Consider the following 19,370-nt stretch of genomic DNA (forward strand, 5'->3'; position numbering starts at 1 on the left):
AGATTTTTTTTTGTAGCCATTTTAAAGATTTTTTGTTGTTTTACCAAAGTTAATAAAACAGCGAAGGGAAAAGCTACCGGAGGTTTAGTTCAACAAGGGTTTTGTGTCAGGCGGGGGGTAGGGTGCAGCTTGGAGCTTTGTGCTTCGGTAGAAATTTGTATTTTAGTTGAAAGTTTCAGCTTCGATTTGCCCACCATCGCCAAGCCCCGAAACGTTACCCATAACCAAAGAAAAAAGCATGTATAAATTTATATTCCTTTTTATTTTTATAAGTTTATTGTCTTGCAATAAAAAAGAAATTGATATGACAGCGTATTGGAAAGAATTTCAAGAAAATAATATTGAATATAAAAATACGATACAACCACAATCATTTTACTTTTGTGACAATAAAAAGGATGCTGATGAATGTGCCGATTTAGTAGTAAAAAAAATAAAACAAGCAACTTCACCATCGGTTTGGTGGTTTGAAAAAAATAAAGAGGAACTTCCAAAAGTTGGAGATATTGCCATTGTTACAGATTGGAATGGAAATCCTAAAGCAATTATTCGAACAACAAAGGTCGAAATTGTAAAATATAAAGATATTACATCTGAATATGCTCAACTTGAAGGTGAAGGTGATAAAACTTTAGAATATTGGAAAAAGGTTCATTGGGATTATTATACTGAAGAAATGAATAAATTTGGTGAAAAACCAAATGAAGAAATGAAAATTGTTTGCGAATATTTTGAAACTATTTGGTAATCAACAATATTTTGGCTACAACCAACAAGTGGCACAATGTCGGATTAAGGTTAAATTTTAAAGTTTCGGCTTTCTATTCCGCAAAAAACCAATTGTTAACTTTTTTCTTAAATTTATTCAATTAATTGGCTTTTGTTTACTGTGTAGCTAAATTGAAACTTTCCGCTTCAGTTTCCACCACTCCCCCAAGCCCCAAACGTTGTAAGCAATTTTATTAATCCATATGCTGGAATTTCTATTCTGGAATTTTATTTTTACCAACTTTTTTAGCTTTAATAATTCATTTAATAATATTTAAAACCTTAAATAAACTCACACATCATCGGTTTGGCTAAATTCTCAGGTAAGTCCTTCATATAATATTTTTTGGTAAGTTTGAAATATTTGTTTTGTATGATCATGTGTTGTAAAATCATCACCCTTACCAAGCCGTAAATCATTGATTTTTCCACCAACAAATTTTGAAGCAGTAGCAAAGAAAATACTCTAAATTAAAAATGAAATACCTCCTCACAAACCAACAAACAAAAAAGCTTCTCTTTCGAAAATTAGAAAATTCCGATTTTGAAAACTGGCTTAAACTATTCGAAGATGAGCAAACTGCAAAAATGCTCGGAATGGATAATTTCGAAACGCCAAAAGAACGTTGCGAAAAATGGTTTGAATGGACATTCCATAGATATGAAAATAATCTTGGCGGACAAAATGTGTTGATTTCAAAAGAAAACAATCAGCTTGTTGGTCAATGCGGTTTATTAGTTCGTGAAGTTGAAAATGAGTTTGAATTAGAAATCGCCTATTCAATTCTTCCACAATTTCGGGGAAAAGGTTTTGCGATAGAAGCGGCAAAAAAATGCAGAGATTTTGCTTTTGAAAGTGAGTTTCATGACAGATTGGTCTCTATTATAATTCCAGAAAATGAAAATTCGAAAAATGTGGCATTGAAAAACGGGATGAGTTTCAAAAAACAAATTGATTATTCCAGAAAGAAAATGGATTTATTTCAGGTTACTAAACAGTATTGGGAAAATTTGGATTAATTTGTAGATGATAAAAAAACTTCAGGCAAAAAAATGAAAAATTCATATTATTAGCATATTTTGAAAGAGTTTTTAATATCTAAATATTTCATCACAATTTTTAAACTTCCATGTGCTCAAAAACACCATGAATAAAAGAAAAATCAACCAGAATCTAATAATACTTTTATTGATAATTACCATAAATCAAGCTTTTGGACAAAAGAAAGAATTTCGGGATACAGAAGTCGATACGCTTACCTTTTTGAACAATAGAAAATTATTAAACAGTTTAAATACCAATACATTTCAAAAGAAAATATTTGTAGACAATGACATTCAAATTCCATACAGATTTTTAACGCCTAAAAATAACCGTACAAACGAGAAGTTCCCGCTGGTTATTACATTTCATAATTCCACAAGGATTGGAAATGATAATGAAAATCAACTTGAGCCATTTGCTAAAATATGGTTACGGGATGAAATTTATGAAAGGTTCCCATGTTACGTTGTAGCACCACAATTTAATAAACGCTCCACAAATTATGAGATTGATAAAGATGGCATTCAAGTTTCAAAGCCATCCAACGACGTTTCCACTCTATTGAAATTGATTAAAGATCTTGAAAAAGAATATCCCAATATTGATAAAAATAAGATTTATCTGATCGGTTATTCAATGGGAGGTTCTACCGCTCAAAATCTTATGAATTTGAGTCCTAATGCATTTGCTGCGATTGTTTCCGTGGCTTCGGTTCCTGATTTTTCGAATCTTATTAAAATTAAAGAAAAAAACATCTGGTTAATTCACGGTAAAAAAGATGATGAAAACCCATACATTGGCAGCGTTGAATTGTACAATAAACTTTCTTCCAATAAAAATTTGATCTTTACAACTTTCACCAATCTCAATCATAACAATATTGTGATTCCATTTTTGGTAACGGATGAAATTCCCAAATGGTTATTTGAAAAACGCAGAAAATAGAAAATAAGTATTGGTAATTCCGTAATTTTACAGCATGAATAATATAGACCAAAGACTGGAAAATGTAAAAAAACTTCAGGCAAAAAGATGGGAAAATGAAGATTATTGGGACGACATCAATGATCTTTTGATTAAAGAGCTTGAAGATATTTTGACCATTGAAGCTCAAAACATATCTGCTTTGGTTAATCTTGGTGCTATTTTATGTGATTCGGGTGAATATGAAACGGCTCTTGCTGTTTTAAAAATCGCATTAGATTTGGGTTCAGAAGATAAAAATCTGTACACCAATATTGCCATCGTGATGGTTGATATGGGAATGAATCCCGAAGAATATCATGAATATTTGGAAACTGCCGAAAATATGAGCGAAAACCCACTCACTTTCAAGGCGTATTTTGATCCACATTCACATTAAAAATCAATTATTTTAAAAACTCAAAACCATGTTACTCGCTATTTTACTTCCATTTTTATCCTTCATTGTAAGAGGAAAAATCATTACAGGAATTATCTGTTTTATTTTGCAAATTACCATTTTGGGTTGGATTCCTGCAGCGATTTGGGCAGCTTTATCATTACAAAATTCAAAAGCTGAAAAGAGAAATGAAAAACTGATTCGTGCAGTACGAGAAAATAGAAATTAAAATATTCTAAAAAATCATGACAAAATATATCCTATTTCTTTCTCTACTTTTTGTCTCGGGTTTTATTTACTCTCAAACAAAAGAATATGAAGCTCCAGAATATGAAGTCATTCAAAAAAATATTGAAAATAAAGATTCAGAATATTATTATCCGAAATTGATGGATAAACTAAAAGCAAATGACACACTCATTACCAATGATCAATACAAGCATTTGTATTTTGGTTATACCTTTCAGAAAGATTATCATCCGTATAAAACTTCAGAAAATGAGAAAAAACTTAATTCTTATTTTCAAAAGAAAGATTTAAAAAAATCTGATTACGCCGAAATTATAAAAATCTCTAATGTAGCACTGAATGATTTTCCTCTCAATCTTCGTGTGATGAATTTTCTCGCTTACATTTATCATTTAGACGGCAACGAGGCAATGGCAAAAAAAGTTTCTCATAATTTCTATGGTTTATTCGGTGCTATTTTTAGTTCAGGAGACGGAAGAGATTGTACAACAGGATTTCATGTAATTACGGTAAGCCATGAATATGTAGTGATGAATATTTTGCAGCTAGAAATTGCTTCCCAAAGTTTAACCGGCGATTGTGATTATCTAAGTTTAGAAAAAGACAAATATAAATTGCCGGGAGTTTATTTTAATATTACAAAACTCAAGGAAAAAGGTTTTGATTTTTAAAATTAAACCTAACCAACATTTCACAATAATGAAAAAACTATTTACTTTCTGTTCTATAGTATTATCCTTCACTATATATTCTCAAAATATACAGACTGAACTTTTTTTAAATGAAAATCAAATTGATAATGATTTTAAATCTGATGTAAGGATAGAAAAGTTATTCAGGAAGAGTAATAAAGATTCAATTTTGGTAATTGCTGAAATTAAAAATGATTCGTTATTTTCCATATATGTGAAAAACAACACGCAAGAAGATTTACAATTTATTCCTCAAGATAATAAATTATGTATTATTCAGGAAGCCCTAACTCAAGATAAAAACTGGAAACCAATTGAGTTTTGGGTTAACTCTGATTGTGGAATATCTTATCTTAATAAAATTAATGTAAAATTTGGAGAAATTATTGGTTTAAGATCAAAAAAATATTACGGAAACTTTAAAACTAAAATCAGATTTAAACTATTAATCAACAGTAAAGTTTATTATTCAAATTCTATTACAGCATCAATTAACAAATCAAAATTCGCAAAATCAATTTGGTATAATCAAATTAAAGAGATTTACTATCCTAATAAAAGTGAAAAAGAAGTTGAAAATATTTTGTTCTTAAATAAATAATTTAATTCTGAAGACAGTGAATATTTTTTTATTCAATTTAAAAAATATATTTTCGCACCGCTGAAAATTACAGAGATAAAATTTACTTTTTCAGCAATAAAATTAAAACGATATATAATCAAAAATGAAAAGAGCTTTATCACTTGTCTTAGGTTTAAGCATTGTACTTTCTACAACATCTTGTGCAACTATTTTTACAGGAACCAAAGATTCAATCGCATTTACTACAACACCGGAAGGTGCAAAAGTAATCCACAAAGGAATTGAAAAATGTTTAACACCTTGTACAGCAGAAATCCCGAGAGGTTTGGGTAAACAAATGGTGATGTTTGAAAAAGAAGGTTTCGAAACAAAAGAAGTGAAGCTTACCAAAACTTTTAATCCGGTAACGTTACTTAACATTCTTCTTGGGGGCGCCATCGGTGTCGGTATTGATGCGGCAACCGGATCACTTACAAAATACAGCCCTAAAAGCTATACTGTTGATTTAGAATCTAAATAAATCAATTACTCTTTACCATATTAAAGGAAAATCAGAATTAAAAATTTTAGTTCTGATTTTCTTTTTTTATAATTGCTAAATGAAAAAAGAAAGCTCAACCAATTCTGCCAATGATACCATTTTACAGAATTACTGTAACGCTCACAAAATTTTATCAAAAATCAGCGGAAGATGGAAAGTTTCAATCCTGTTTGCTTTAGATGAAAACATATTGAGTTATTCTGATTTTAAAACCGTACTTCCCTCTTCGATCACTGATCGGATGTTGGCAAAACAACTTAAAGAATTACAGGAAGCGGAACTTATCGAAAATAATAAAGACAAAGTAAAGTCTGAATATTTTTTGACGAAAACAGGTGAAAAAGTTTTGAATTTACTTCTACACATTAATACACTTGATTTTAGTTAAATCAAAATTTCACTTTCTCTAAAAACTCAATGACTTCACCGTTCGGGCTGTACACAAGGCTATTTCTTACCTCAACATATTTTTTTTCGTTAGCTAAACTGATTTCAAAAATACCTTCACTCAGATCTTTTGCGCCGATTTTCAATGCCTCTTCTCTTGCTTTTTCAGCATTTTTTACCACAAAACAAATGTGTAAAATAGAATTTTCTATAAATTCATCATCAGAATTTCTCTTTCTTCCCTGAGTCGGAATTTGAGCATCTTTATCGAACAACTCAATATGACAGTTGATCTTTTTGTTGTAAAGCATCATTCCTTTCTTCAGATTAAATGAAGGCAATTCCCAAGAATGTACCTCATCAAACCCCAATGCTTTATAAAATTTTAAAGTCGCATCAAAATCTGTAACTTTTAAAGAATAATGATGAAAAGCTATAATATTTTCGGCTAAATTCATTTGTAAATATTTTTCACAAAGATATTTTTTGTTTTAGCGGAAAGAAAGAACTTACAAAATTGTGAGTGAGTAGGAATTGATATGATTTTAGAAATAGTAATTGAGTCTTTACTATATTCTTTTCAGTTATATTTTACCTTTATATTCCATAAAAATGTTTTCACAGCTATCTATTTTTATAAATTTTTATTTTAATTAGCTGTCCTAACATCAATTGTAGCTGAATTATCATTTACAGCTATTTCAGCAAGTTTTCTTCTTGCTTTTTCAGAAAAATATCCACCAATCAAAGGGACGAAGAATAATAGTGAAGAAGATCCTTTTTGAGCTAAAGAATTAGGATTTTTTAAAGACCATTTATTATTCTGTAAATTATCATTTAATGCACTCATGGCACCATTTCGCATTCCCGGAGTGAATCTGTTTTGATTATGAATACTGTTTCTCCTAATTGCATCATAAACATTTTGATGACGGGGATTTGTTCTGATGTCATTCCATACACTTTGTGCAGCTGGATTTCTAAGAAGTTGTTGACGACTCATTGAAGAAAGCTGATCAACCCTTTGTCTTAATGCTGCATCTTCAATTACTAATCCACCTGTTTTGTATACATCAACAAAGTCAGCAAGATTTGGTGGTGCTAATGAGGCAGCTGCATTCCCATAAGCATCCGTAGTTTCCTTAACCGTTGTATTGGGATCGCTCCAGTCTTTTGCTTCAGCCTTATTCATTCTCTGATAGAGATCATTATCTGCATATTCTTCACTTCCCCTCATTACACTACTCTGATAAGATGTTAATGCATAGGTTGTGGCAACTCCACCTATTGTCAGTAATGCTCCTGATTTGGAAAAAAGCCCACCAATCGCTTTAAAAAAGCCTCCTCCTTTTCCCATAAGAAAGCCTGTTGCAATTGCTGCAACAGTAGTTACGGCAGCTTCTTTAAAATTTTCAAATGCTATTGCTTTAGCAGCTTTGCGAGCTGTTTTTTCGTCAATTATAGGTTTTAAAACACCGCCCTTATCACAAGTTAAAAGAGATGTTTCTATAATTGCAATTTGTTTATCAAAAAATACATCATCTTTAACATCTACCCATTTACCTGATTTTAGTGGTCCTGAACAATCGTGTGTAACGATCGCAATAGCAACAGAGGCAACCAATACTACCGCACAAATTCCTATAACCACCCAACCGATAGGATTTGATGCTAAAATTAAACCAACTACTAATCCTCCTATCGCAAGCCACATATTCATCGGTTTTTTACATACAAACTTTTCAGCTGTATTTCTATCTCCCACAGTAAGAAAAATACGTTCTTTATCTCCTTTAAACAAAACCGAAAACTGCTCTCTTTCTCCTGAAAACTTTGTTGGAATTAATTTTCCAGGCCCTGGGTTTTGTTGCATTGTACAAACCACCCATGTATTTTTTGGTATATAAGCCTTACTCATACTTTGTATTTGAAATAATTATAAATACTATAGACAATTGCACTAATAATCAAACCAACAAAAGGAAATATCAGATGTCCATATTTTAAGTAATTATCATAGTTTTTTTTTACAGACTCTATTGAATTTCTATTAAAAAATGATTCTATTGTCATTTTTAAATCTTTGTCTATGTAAACTGCTAAATCTTTTTGATTTTTTGTTTTAATTCTTAACATAAGCAATTCGTTCAGAGGCAAGGAAAGATAATAACTTTCTATATCTTTGGTATTGATTATAATTTCGCCTAATAATATATTTTCAGAATCAAACTCTACATTTACATATTTCTTCTTCAGCTGATTAAGAATAAATCCGTAAGATGCACCTACAACAGTAAAATATAAGATAAATCTAAATTTTTCAAAAAAAGAACATACTAATATTATTACGGCAAATATCGGAAGATACAGATAAGCTGTTTTAATTATTACATCGTGATAATATGCCTTCCCTTTAGTAATTGTTTGTGTATTCATATTATTATAATTCTACTCTACGTAGTTCAAATTTGGTAATGACATCATAATTATTTTTAACGAACTCTTTTATTGAAGCTGAAGATTTTATAAGCTGTCCCGTACTATTTTCTATTTGATAAGTAATTCGATAGATATAATCGAATTCTGTAAAAGAAAACTTTATTATTGGCTGATACATTTGCTCATATAAGTTTTTTATTTCAACTTCATTCAATTTACTCCTGTCTAATACTCCTACTAATCGATAGGTTGTACTATTTTCATCTTCTGTAACAATTGATTTTATAACATTTACATTCAACATAATATTGGGAAACAATTGAGATTGCTGAGTAAATGAATATTCATTAGCATCATTATTTTTGTAAACATTAATAAGTGTATGATAAAAAAGATTTTTGCTAATTACTTCAGAAAAAATATGTTCATTCGAAAATTCTTTTCTTCCATTTTCTATAAAATCCTTTATAACTTCGGGAGATTTATTATTTAACTCGTTGTAAAAAGAGATATTCTGTGATGTTTTATCTAAAAAAAACTCCCACTTTTCTTGAAGCTCTTTTAAATTGATAACCTTATTTATTTTACCTTCTGAATGAGCAAAGGTAATATCACTTCTAATCTGTTCTATATGCTTTATCAATTCGAAAGCACTTTCCATACCTGCAGGTTGTACTGCAGTTACATAATCCTCCAAGATTGCATTTAATAATGAAAAACTAATATCCTGCTTATTTGATAATAAATATTGAGTCTTCGTTTGCGCAGAGAAATTTGGATTACCATCTACTAAAACTAAATTGTTTTGTTCACAGCGATATCTTGCTTTATTGTTCAGATTTATCTTCCCATTTTCAGCATTATTAATTTCTTTATTCTTAATAAAATTTCTATCAATGACAATATAATCTAAATGCATTGGTAATACATTGGAAACAATTAGATTTGTGACTCCACTAAACGAATTATGATATTTTATAAGTTCTTCAATATTAGTACCGTATTGATCAGCTAAAGATTCTAATGTATCTTCTTTTTTTATCACGTGTTTAAAAATATTCTCTCCCATTAATTGATATCGACTGTTGTACCTTTAATTACTGTTTTCTTTTTTAAATTTGCTGTCGCTCCACCACCATTTATATCTACCTCTTCACTTGTTATAGTTATCTTATTTGTGGTAATTTTTATTTCACTGCTACCAACTTTCAAAGTTATTTGTTTAATACCTGTCAGATCAATATTTCCATCCTTATCCATCATAAGAACACTATTTTCTCCACCAACCGCTACCTTATGAGTATTACCTACATCTGCAATATGATCACATCCTACTTCTAGTTTTTTGTTATTTCCAATCTTATCTGTTTTATCGTTTCCAATAGTCTTGGTACTATCGTTATTCGCATGATGAACTACATTTCCGGCACCATCAAATTTCATATTCGCACCTCCTTGATCAGTTAAATAAACAGATCCTGCCCCATCATCCAGCTCCAATTTATTACCACTTCTGCTACTCAGACTCTTAATATTATTTCCGGTTCCACCTCCTGCTCCTATACTTCCATGAAACATTCCTCCCATCACAAACGGTCGGTCAGGATGTTGATGAACAAAATTTATAATTACCTGATCACCAACTTCCGGAATGGCCATGAATCCACGGTTTTTATTGACTTTATCACTACTTCCGGCATCAGGAGTCATTACTCTGATAAATTCTGAAGTATCCTGTCCACTTTGCCAGTCAAACTGAACTTTAACTCTACCCTGGTTTAAAGGATCTGCATTTGCGGTAACTTTCGCAAATTGCGCTTCTGCTCTGGGATTTTCAAACTCAGGGCGGGGAATATAACCGCAGTCTGCAGCAATCGCCTCAAAATTTCCTGTATAATATCCTCTTGCATCCACTTCATGAGTTACTTCAATCATCATTAATTTGGTGAAATAAGATGTCTGATTAGAATCAGCTTTTCTCATCTCCACATCTGCCGTACAACCAGGATATAAAAATGGAACCGTAGTTTCTCCTGAAGTAATGAATACCTGTGAAGCGTTGCTTCCGGCTGTTCCTTTTTGTGAAGCATCAATATCCATAAAAGATGCCGCTTTTATCGGAGCAACTCTTAAAGATGGCGTGGTAAATGTTTTTTCTGAAATTTCGTAAGCCCGTTTTGCAATATCTGAAGCGTGGGTAATTTTTGAACTTCCCGTCGTCAGTTTTTCGTTTTTACTGCTGTTGTATCCGTAGAATGAAGGATTCACATGTTGTGCTTTCATACGTACTTTTATATCACTGACGTTGCTTCCGTAAGTCAGTTTAACCGGCTGCTCTGAAGGTGGAAGTTTCCCAAAATGAAGCACTTCTCCATCGTAGAAAAACTGTTCGCCATAAGCTTCTGCCATTCTTGCCAAATAATTGTAGTGCGTTTCTTCATATTGCGAACTATAAGAAACATTTCCATATTGTGCATCTACTCTAAAGTCGAATTTATTTCCGCCAAGCCCTTCTTTGATGACATGATCTGCAATACTATTCAAACTGATCGGTTGAGCTCCTCCAAAACTCTGAATATGCGGAGCAGCATCTAAAAGTATCGTCGGGCTGAAACCACTTAATACAATATTTCCTAAACTGCCTTTTTCCTGACTGAAACCTACTTCTGTAATCACTCCTACAAAATTTCTTTCAGGACCGTCGATGACATCTTTATATTTAAAAATTACAGTCAGTCTTTTTCCTAAAAAGTTCTGAGCTTCCTCAAGATTATGATTTTCTGCAGAGCCAAGAGTATCATGAGCAAGGGTAATGCTGAATTCATGATGTTTTATGGCGCTTTGATTTAATTTAAAATGCTTAAAATGCTTTATTTCTTTACCTTCAATAATCAAATCAAGCTTTACCACTCTATTGATTCCTAAAATCTGGCTTGTGGGAATTGCCAAAGCATTGTGAATTTTTGAGGTAGGTTGATTTGCCCAAACTTTTTCTTCTAAAACTGCTGGATTGTTGGTTTGAGCCATCTGATTCATAAACATATTAGATTTCTGAACTGCTCCATTGATGGGTTCGCTAATCTTAGAGTTTACATTATTAATATTTTCGCTGGCTTTATCTGCTATTTTTGTTGAAACTTCTTCCTTTAGATTTTGGGCAGCGCCAGTCTTTATTTCTTCTGAAAGCTGTGGTTTTATAGTATTATCCTGAAACATAATATTTTTTCTTTAAACTTGTGAATTTGGTGTTTTGTTTTATCTGATCTCATCTGAGATGACAAAATTTTCATGTTATCATAATATGAAAATTTTTGTTCTTCTTGCTATTTTAAATTTAATCATATTAATACTGACAGAAAAAATTTAAGCCTAAAATTTTTATTTTTGTAGTAATACTACGACTCATTTTTATGTAATTACATTTTATTGAGACAGCAATTTCTTATCTTCTTTATATCTGTTTTCGCCATAATTTTTATTAAAGTTCACAGATTTTTTGTCTTTATCGCTCAGTTTCTCATACAATTCTATTCGCAGTTTTGCTTCTGCCTTCGGATCATCTTTTACAGGAAATGTAATATGATATTTCTCTTGAAGTATTGTTGAGACTTTCAATAGGTTTTCGTAATAAACAACAGCTTTAGGATTCTTATTTTCCGTTGTTTTCTTTTTTTCATACTCAATATATTTTGCCATTGGAGAAAGCTCAGTTCCTTTTATTTTGGGATTTCCTCCCTTTTCTAAAAGATATAATGCGATACGGAATTGAGATAAATTACGTGCTGCTTCTTCCATAATATTGTGCCCTAAATAAGAAGTATGATTAATATCTGCACCATTATCCAACAAAAAGTCGATCATTTTTTTCTCGGTTTGTTCATTTCCCAAAGTCATTGCATTGCAAAGCGGACTATTCCCTAATTCAGGATTTGGATTAGCTTTATATTTAAATAAAAGCTTTGCCATTTCGTAATTATTCAAGGCAACTGCGTGAGATAGTGGTAAGCCTAACCCTTCATTCGGAACTACAATGTTGGGATCTGCCCCGTTTTTAAGGAGAATTTCCATTGCAGGAAGATTTTCTACAACAGAAGCATACATTAGTAACGTATATCCTTTAGTATCACTCAGCTGGTTGATGATTTGCGGTTCATCTTTTAAAACACTTTCTAACCCTGAATTATCTTCATCAAAAATTTTCTGTGCAGCCTGTAGTTGTTTTCCTTCAAAAAGTTTTTGAGGAGGGTATTGCTCTTTGTTTTGAGTTTTTCGGGATCTTGTATCCTGACAGGAAAATAGAGTCATGGTAAAAAAGATTAAAAAAATTATTTTTTTCATGGATTAAGGGTTTACTGCAATTACATTGGTATTAATGGTTGCAATCATCGCTTCTACAGCATCTGCATATGCGCTGTGACCGCTTCCGAATGTTTTCAGATTCATTCCTTCATTATCCGGAATGTACCCGAAAATTTCGTTTTGTTCGCCTAAAGCTCGTGGAACGGCACCTGTAAGCCCACCGAAAAGCGCCAAATTATTCAGTCCGGGAATTCTTGAAATCGCAAGAGTTGATAAAAGACCTTCTCTGTTATTCTGAAGTGCATTAAGAATATCATTACTGGTACTGTAATTGGTGATATTGGAAGTAGATCCTACCGCATTATTTTCATCTAAAAAATCTAAAGTATTTTGGTGCACACCTCTTGTGTTGAAAGTATAAGCCGGTAATCCTGTGTAATAAGACGCCATTGCACTATTTCCTCCTCCCAAAGAATGTCCTGTAAAAGAGACATTTCCGTTGGTTGCTTGGTTCATTTTATCCGCCAGACGCATTGTTTTTTCGATCTGTGGAGTCTGGGCACCAAAAGCCTGTCCGCCATCTTCTATAAACCAGTCATGATAAAACTGCATTCCTTTAGGTTCAGACCCTCTGAAAGCTACAAAATACTCTCCTGTATTATTATTTTTGTATAAAGAAGCGTAAAATCCATCGTCACGATTCGTATTAAAATCTTCAGGAGTAAAAGTTCCGGGATCAAACATTTCGTCTAGCACTGCCTGGTCATCAGTATTCATTCTTGTATACTCACCAATTTGTGCTGCTTCATCAGAATTATCATTATAAGAATCCTGCGCCATCGATGCGGCGTTGCTTAACTCTGTAATCTTAGCAGGTGTAGGAAGATGAAACTTGACCGTTCCACCCAAAAAACAATTTAAAGTAGAATTTTGAAGAAGAGGTTTTTTACCTTCAACTCTCACTTTTTGATGCGTATTCGTCCAGTCGCTTCCTTTGGTAAGAAATGAACAAATATTCAGACAATCATCAATAAGTGCGCTTCCAGCCCAAGCTGCAGCAGCCAAAACAAACAATCCGCCACCAAATGCAGCGGCAATTCCGACTCCGGCAACAGCTCCGGCAATCATCATTTGCGGACAGATGAAATTGTCTTTGAAACGATCGTCTTCTGTCGCCATCAGTTTTGAGCCATTTTTAAGGTAAACGCTCGACTGAGAACTGACTCCTATTCCGATCAGCCGTCTTCCACTCGTACACATGAGCGGAGTTCCTTGTGCGATATACAGTTGACTCATATTGGTTATGGTATTAATTGAATATGATATCTGCAGACATACAGCATTTTTTCGTTCAGCTTTTCTTTTACATGAAATACAATTTCTGATAAAACGGAATCGAGATTATATATATATTCTCCTTCCATCATCAAATCGTATTCTAATGGAATATTTAAAGCTTTCTGATAATTTTGAGCATAAATTTCATCAAAATCGCCAGTATGACTTTTAAGATTTCCTTTGATATTCATCTGAAATTTATCTTTATTATCCACAAACTGATAGTTTGTATCGTACACTATTTTTTCTCCCGGAAAAAGGGTTGAAAGAAATTCTCGTTCTTTGAATTGACCTTCATTTGTAAAGTTCACTCCGGTATTCGGAAACGGATAAAAAAGGATTTGATAAAGAAGATTTGCTTTAATATTATCATCAATTCTCTGAAATTCTTTATCATAAATATTGATGATCTCATTGTAAGAATCTTTTACCAATTGCAGAAAACGAAGTTCTTTTCGTTTAATCTCTTCCCATTTATCTATAATTTCCTCTTCATTTTCAATTTTATCAATGGTTTTATCCTCACTGAGAAGTAACGCGAGATTTTCAGTTGCTTTGTTTACCTGATCTAAAATTTCATAGAAAGGTTTCATCTGAGCATCAAAATGAATATATTTTTTATCAGAAATAAGAAGATCAATATGCTTATACTCTCCGGGAATGATTTCCCAGATTTCTTCTGTTTCTGTTTCGTTTGCTTCTCCGTTGCCTAAGGTAAGGTATGACTTGACGTTTACAGAATATTTTCCGTTTCTGTACCAAGCATATTTGAATGAATTTAATTCTTGAATTTCGTTTACTTCACTTTGATTCATAACCGGAAAGTTTGAAATTAAGGATGTTTTACAACAAAAATGGTAGTATATCGAAAATGTGTATGAATAGTTTTATTCATACACATTAATCATTTCATAAGCGAGAAATTAAGCTCCAGGCCAAACACCTGCGTACTCAGCTCCACCGTAGTTGATTTTTTCTGCACTTACTATAAAGCTGATTAACATAGAATTTTGATCTATTGCATCAAAATCTACTTCGTGCTGAATAACGTATCCGTTTTCCCAGTTTAAGGTAATTAAAGTACCTTCTTCGTGAGATTTGTTGAAAGTAATTTCACCAGTTGTTGGTTTGTACTTGCCATTAAGCAAACTTTCAAGAACTTCAGATTTTTCTGTCGCTTCAATAGTTAATTTGATAATTGCGTTGGAAGGGTCTGATGCTACACGTCCTGAAACGTCTGTAGATCTTGACACGCTGTAATTAAGCTTTAGTAATTTTTGTCCTTCGCTTCCGTTGAATTTTAAGATTCCTCTTGAATTGTCTGCCATGTTTTGTAAATTTTAAACAGTTAATATTTTGTGATTTGGTTGTTATTTCTATTTCAAAGATAGAGCCATTGATTTCTTTTGGAGCTATAAATATGATAAATCTCAGTTTTTGTAGTAATACTACGATTTGATGTAGTAGTTCTACTACTTTTAGATTTAAACATAGAAAAACCCCTTTGTATAAAGGAGTTTTGAATTATATTAAATAAAATTATCTCTTGAATATGATTAATTTTAAGAAATTTTTAAGAGAAAGATTAGCACAAATTAACAAACATATATTAAATATAAAAAAATAGAAAATTATTTTGATATTAAAATTGTTTCATAATTGGGATAAGTACCTATACCATTTTTACCAGATTTTTTTCCTAAATATTTTTTTACAAGAAGTTCCTTTCCAGTATTGCCATCTAAACATAATAAATAAATTCCCTTATTACCTTTATAACTACCTTCTACGTTTGAAATTATCCAAACAAATTCATTATTTAATTTTAACTCAGGAATTAAAAGTTTAAATTCATCTGCAGTACCTCTAAGAATAGTAGGTGGAGGAACTTCAGATGATAAAATATTTTGGTAATATTTTTTATCTAAATTAAAATCATTATTTTTCATATAATTTAGGATATCCTTTGCTTTGAATTTAAATAATAAATCATAATTAATTTCTTTAGAAGGATTTCCTTTTTGATCATATTCTACTTGATTTACATAAAAACCATATGTTGATTTTATTTCTGATTTTTTAGGAAAGCCTTTTCCATCAAATTCTGTAATAGTAGTATAATCCGTATCATTAATTGTCCTAATGAAACCTATTTCTTCATCACCCTCAGTAATGATTTTAATATTATTTTTTATCTCTGATAATTTATAATGCTTCACAGAAGATTTGTTATCTTCAGGAATACTCACAGCACCATTATAAGAAATAGATGAAACATTCCCATTTTTTTTTAAATATTCTAAATCAAGCATATTTGTGTCTTTATTTGTTTGTCCATTACAAGATATTATACCAATAAAGGATAGTAAAAAAAATATTTTCATTATAACTTAATTTATAAATTTATGTAAAATTTTCCACTGCCAAGAAAAAGTTGATATAACTGGAAATTTTCTATTTTCAATATCCGAATAGTCCATCACATTATCTGTTTCATAAGCTAAAAAAGTATGTTTACTGTCATTATCAAAAGTATGATATAAATTCATGGCATGTAGTGCCTCATGTGCCAAAGTACTATCATTAAAGCCATTTGTTAATACAATTACAGATTTTTTTGGAACGCCAATATCAAAAGTTTGGCCAAATAACCCTCCTGCAACATCATCGATAAAGAAAATTTTCATGTAATTTTTATATTTAGAATCAAATTGTTCCATCGTATCATATAATACATCAAAAACATCATTAGATGTAGGTCCTACATAATTATATGAATCTTCAAACTTTTTCTTTTGAATTCTATTTAGTCTATTTATATAAACATTTGCGGTTACGAAGCTAGGAACGATTAATGCCTGATTTAAATATTTTGTAACTTCTTTCTTTCTTGCATCAATATTCAAAGAACTGAAATTACCTTTAGAATTATAAACTTTAATAAGAGCAACTGTCATTTTTTTTTGATTGGCAGGGCTATTAGGATTAATTTTTATTTTGCCTACAATTTCCTCAATTCCATTTTTTGAAATTGCAATTACATCCAAATATTCAAAACTATTATGTGAGGCAATATTCGTAATCTCTAAATCATTATATAAAGTTTTTTTACCAGCTGATGTATGTGATATTTTATACTTATTAAGTTTATAATATTTAGAATTAATCTTATAAATTATCTCTTTAGGTTCTTCCTTTATCTCTAATTTTATCGTAAATTTTGCTGTTTTATTAGGCATTAGAGATAGAATAGGTACTACATATAAGACATTTTTCCAAACTATATTAAATAAATTAAATTCTTTCAATAAATTATCATATTTATCATTTTCTTTTTTGAATTTTCCTCCGTAATATATTTGTTGAAGTTTCTTAGCAGTATCCCTATATTTTCCAATAATATCTCTGTACCAATACTTATCGCCTCGTCTGCCAGTATCGTTATCTCCCATTCTTATCCAATCAAAACCAAATTCACCGTTCCATTTATCATGTGGTCTAAATTGTACAATACACTTAGCTTTAATTTCTCCTGCAGAAGGTTTTGAAGGATTTTCATAAACTACTCCTTTAGTTTCTCCTTTTTCAGTTACCATATCAGCAGCGTTGTCTACAATATTACTTTCAGAAAAAATATCATAATCCTTTTCAACTACTTCTATTATCTTCCCTCTTACAATTCTTGTTCTGCTCATTCTTAAAGGTATTAGTAGTTTTTGCTTCGTTCGCCACTGTTATTTTGAACTTCATTTTGGGCATGCTTGCTTATAGATCCGTTTGAAGTAGTTTCAATTCCTTGATCAGAATTAATTACAGTTTTGCCTTGCTTCACTTCACTCGTAACATCTCCCTCAATCATTTCCGTCAATTTGCCTGTAATAAACATACTTGTATCTCCAATTACAGAAGTCATTTTCATAGCTCCCACGCTTTGGGTAGCGTTTAATCCTATACTTTGGGTTCTGTTCATCCCAATAGTATCAGACTGATCCATTCCTACACTCGTGGTCATATTTTCAGAAACGTTAATAAACATATTCTTACAATTCAATGTCATCGTCTCTGGAGCTGTAATGTTAATATTACTTCCCGTTGTATCCAGATGAATTTCATTACCTGATTTATCAGTAATAATAATACTTTCATCTTCTGTGAAAACCACTTTATGTCCGCTTCGGGTCATGATAGATTTTACACGATTATCTGCAAATCCTCCCAAAGCTGTTCCCCCATGAAACATTCCGCCCATTACGAAAGGTCGGTCTGGATGGTTGTGTACGAAATTCACAATCACCTGATCACCGACTTCAGAGAGTTTTTGAAGTTTCCAAAAATTTGTGTGAAGTTTAAAATGGTTACATGTATTATTGCAGCTACAAATTAATTATGAAAAATATTAAATTGACTTTCAAAATTTGCTTCAAATTGTTATTGTACCACCAAAAAAAACTGATAATCATATATTTATTTTTCAATCTCGATCAATCTAACAACTTCCTTATTTTTAGGAACATCATAAGTGATATTTATAAAAATTATTTTATCATAATTTTTTTTATTGTGTGTGATAAACTGATTTAAGGATTTGCTTTCCCAGCAATTATTATTTTTAAGGATTGTCATTTTATTTTTTCTGATAAGTAAATAAATTCCACAAGATTTAAAATAACTGATAAAACTTTCATTCTCATTTGTTTTTAATAAAACTTGTCTGTCAATATTTTTCAGGACATCTTGAATCTCTTTTTTTGTGGGGTAATACAAATCCAAGACACTATACTTCATTTTTGTCGAAGAATATTCGGCTCCTTTAACAACCGAATTGGGTAGAAATAGTAAGTTCGTTATATATTTATTATATACATTATCTACCATTAAAGATTTGTTTAAAGAAATTGCATCTAAATCTTTATTTCTAGCTAAAAGTTCTTTTCTTAAATTTATATCTAAAGAATCTAAGGATACAATTGGTTTTGAATTAAAATGATTAATTGTATCGCTAATAGGAATGACTTGTTTTTTATCTCTAAAGTATGTACTATCCTTATTTTTTTCTGTCTTTACAGATGATATAGAAAGATCTTTTTTACAAGAAATAAGAATTGCTAAAATGCTTATAAAAATTAATTTTATCATTTGATGTCTTTTAAATTAGCACCCATAAATATTTTAGGAACATTAGGCAGGGTGTATTCATCACTTTTAAGAAAAGGCTCATTTTCTATTCCATGATAATCATAATAATTCATTCCAATTATTTCACCTTCTCTACCATAAATATACGATTTAAAGATAACTGAATGACCATAAGAAAAATCATTGTTTTTAATTCCATTTAAATTATCTTTAATTGCTTTTTTTAATTCATTCCAATCTTGATGATTCTTATTTGCCCAATATTGTAAGTGTGCACCTTCTTCTAATTTTCCATTCCATATATCCTCATTTGAAACTAAATCTGCATAACCATTTTTTGCCAAAGTACCGCCTACTCCATACCCAAAATATCTGTCGTCAATAGAAGAAGTTATTGTTCCTGAAATTCTATAATCTTCATCTTCGGTACTCACGGTGGAAAAGACGGTCAAATTGACCACCTAATTTCGGAGTAAATTGACCACTGATTTCGGAGCAAAGTGACCACCACTTTCCGGTCCAAAATGACC

At 31.2% G+C, this 19,370-nt stretch carries 24 protein-coding genes; 10 read left to right on the plus strand and 14 right to left on the minus strand.

Annotated elements, in window-relative coordinates:
* The 10 genes from B5X64_RS23105 to B5X64_RS21275 all read left to right on the plus strand — a co-directional run.
* A partial coding sequence (locus B5X64_RS23105; protein WP_228419060.1) for a hypothetical protein occupies nt 1–246 on the plus strand: 246 nt, incomplete at its 5' end.
* A gap of 58 nt (nt 247–304) precedes the next feature.
* Nucleotides 305–748 (plus strand): ASCH domain-containing protein, encoded by a 444-nt coding sequence (locus B5X64_RS21235; protein WP_116098203.1) that lies wholly within the window; start codon nt 305–307, stop codon nt 746–748.
* Between the two features lie 497 nt (nt 749–1,245).
* Nucleotides 1,246–1,788: a GNAT family N-acetyltransferase gene (locus tag B5X64_RS21240; protein ID WP_079467126.1), complete on the plus strand. Its 543-nt coding sequence runs from the start codon at nt 1,246–1,248 to the stop codon at nt 1,786–1,788.
* A 127-nt stretch (nt 1,789–1,915) separates the two neighbouring features.
* Entirely contained in the window at nt 1,916–2,758 is an 843-nt protein-coding gene (locus B5X64_RS21245) for a carboxylesterase family protein (protein ID WP_079467127.1), read from the plus strand.
* A 34-nt stretch (nt 2,759–2,792) separates the two neighbouring features.
* Entirely contained in the window at nt 2,793–3,176 is a 384-nt protein-coding gene (locus B5X64_RS21250) for a hypothetical protein (protein WP_079467128.1), read from the plus strand.
* 28 nt (nt 3,177–3,204) lie between these two features.
* Complete coding sequence (locus B5X64_RS21255) at nt 3,205–3,405, plus strand: YqaE/Pmp3 family membrane protein (protein WP_079467129.1); 201 nt, start codon at nt 3,205–3,207, stop codon at nt 3,403–3,405.
* A 16-nt stretch (nt 3,406–3,421) separates the two neighbouring features.
* A complete protein-coding gene (locus tag B5X64_RS21260; RefSeq protein ID WP_079467130.1) occupies nt 3,422–4,096 on the plus strand; it encodes a DUF4919 domain-containing protein in 675 nt (224 codons plus the stop codon).
* A 28-nt stretch (nt 4,097–4,124) separates the two neighbouring features.
* Nucleotides 4,125–4,718 carry a hypothetical protein gene (locus tag B5X64_RS21265; RefSeq protein WP_123920693.1) on the plus strand — a complete coding sequence of 198 codons (594 nt, stop codon included), beginning with the start codon at nt 4,125–4,127 and terminating at the stop codon, nt 4,716–4,718.
* Nucleotides 4,719–4,842: 124 nt separating this feature from the next.
* A complete protein-coding gene (locus tag B5X64_RS21270) occupies nt 4,843–5,220 on the plus strand; it encodes a PEGA domain-containing protein (RefSeq protein WP_079467132.1) in 378 nt (125 codons plus the stop codon).
* A gap of 79 nt (nt 5,221–5,299) precedes the next feature.
* Nucleotides 5,300–5,629, plus strand: coding sequence for a winged helix-turn-helix transcriptional regulator (locus B5X64_RS21275; protein WP_079467133.1), 330 nt, complete (start codon nt 5,300–5,302; stop codon nt 5,627–5,629).
* A gap of 1 nt (nt 5,630) precedes the next feature.
* Here the strand turns inward: B5X64_RS21275 and B5X64_RS21280 are convergent, their stop codons facing one another.
* From B5X64_RS21280 to B5X64_RS21345, 14 genes are all read right to left on the minus strand, one after another.
* Nucleotides 5,631–6,086: a VOC family protein gene (locus tag B5X64_RS21280; RefSeq protein ID WP_079467134.1), complete on the minus strand. Its 456-nt coding sequence runs from the start codon at nt 6,084–6,086 to the stop codon at nt 5,631–5,633.
* Between the two features lie 191 nt (nt 6,087–6,277).
* A complete protein-coding gene (locus B5X64_RS21285; protein WP_123920692.1) occupies nt 6,278–7,546 on the minus strand; it encodes a hypothetical protein in 1,269 nt (422 codons plus the stop codon).
* On the minus strand, nt 7,543–8,064 hold the full coding sequence (locus B5X64_RS21290; RefSeq protein ID WP_079467136.1) for a hypothetical protein: 522 nt from the start codon (nt 8,062–8,064) through the stop codon (nt 7,543–7,545). Before B5X64_RS21290 ends, B5X64_RS21285 begins: the two co-directional genes overlap by 4 nt.
* 4 nt (nt 8,065–8,068) lie before the next feature.
* Nucleotides 8,069–9,136 carry a LysM peptidoglycan-binding domain-containing protein gene (locus tag B5X64_RS21295; protein WP_079467137.1) on the minus strand — a complete coding sequence of 356 codons (1,068 nt, stop codon included), beginning with the start codon at nt 9,134–9,136 and terminating at the stop codon, nt 8,069–8,071.
* The gene (locus B5X64_RS21300) at nt 9,136–11,283 is read right to left on the minus strand and encodes a type VI secretion system Vgr family protein (protein WP_079467138.1); all 2,148 of its coding nucleotides are present in this window, start codon (nt 11,281–11,283) and stop codon (nt 9,136–9,138) included. Before B5X64_RS21300 ends, B5X64_RS21295 begins: the two co-directional genes overlap by 1 nt.
* A 207-nt stretch (nt 11,284–11,490) precedes the next feature.
* The gene (locus tag B5X64_RS21305) at nt 11,491–12,372 is read right to left on the minus strand and encodes an ankyrin repeat domain-containing protein (RefSeq protein WP_079467147.1); all 882 of its coding nucleotides are present in this window, start codon (nt 12,370–12,372) and stop codon (nt 11,491–11,493) included.
* A gap of 36 nt (nt 12,373–12,408) precedes the next feature.
* On the minus strand, nt 12,409–13,662 hold the full coding sequence (locus B5X64_RS21310) for a Tle-like phospholipase domain-containing protein (protein WP_079467139.1): 1,254 nt from the start codon (nt 13,660–13,662) through the stop codon (nt 12,409–12,411).
* A gap of 5 nt (nt 13,663–13,667) precedes the next feature.
* Entirely contained in the window at nt 13,668–14,519 is an 852-nt protein-coding gene (locus B5X64_RS21315; protein ID WP_079467140.1) for a hypothetical protein, read from the minus strand.
* Between the two features lie 108 nt (nt 14,520–14,627).
* Complete coding sequence (gene tssD / locus B5X64_RS21320; protein ID WP_079467141.1) at nt 14,628–15,032, minus strand: type VI secretion system tube protein TssD; 405 nt, start codon at nt 15,030–15,032, stop codon at nt 14,628–14,630.
* Between the two features lie 303 nt (nt 15,033–15,335).
* Nucleotides 15,336–16,088: a hypothetical protein gene (locus tag B5X64_RS21325; RefSeq protein ID WP_139377619.1), complete on the minus strand. Its 753-nt coding sequence runs from the start codon at nt 16,086–16,088 to the stop codon at nt 15,336–15,338.
* A 6-nt stretch (nt 16,089–16,094) separates the two neighbouring features.
* Nucleotides 16,095–17,399: a zinc metalloprotease gene (locus tag B5X64_RS21330; RefSeq protein WP_079467143.1), complete on the minus strand. Its 1,305-nt coding sequence runs from the start codon at nt 17,397–17,399 to the stop codon at nt 16,095–16,097.
* Nucleotides 17,400–17,410: 11 nt separating this feature from the next.
* Nucleotides 17,411–17,992 (minus strand): bacteriophage T4 gp5 trimerisation domain-containing protein, encoded by a 582-nt coding sequence (locus B5X64_RS21335; RefSeq protein WP_174887947.1) that lies wholly within the window; start codon nt 17,990–17,992, stop codon nt 17,411–17,413.
* 176 nt (nt 17,993–18,168) lie between these two features.
* Nucleotides 18,169–18,840, minus strand: coding sequence for a hypothetical protein (locus tag B5X64_RS21340; protein ID WP_079467145.1), 672 nt, complete (start codon nt 18,838–18,840; stop codon nt 18,169–18,171).
* Nucleotides 18,837–19,274, minus strand: coding sequence for a hypothetical protein (locus B5X64_RS21345; RefSeq protein ID WP_079467146.1), 438 nt, complete (start codon nt 19,272–19,274; stop codon nt 18,837–18,839). Before B5X64_RS21345 ends, B5X64_RS21340 begins: the two co-directional genes overlap by 4 nt.
* Nucleotides 19,275–19,370: the final 96 nt, after the last annotated feature.

This window comes from Chryseobacterium balustinum (assembly GCF_900168205.1).
Classification (GTDB): domain Bacteria; phylum Bacteroidota; class Bacteroidia; order Flavobacteriales; family Weeksellaceae; genus Chryseobacterium; species Chryseobacterium balustinum.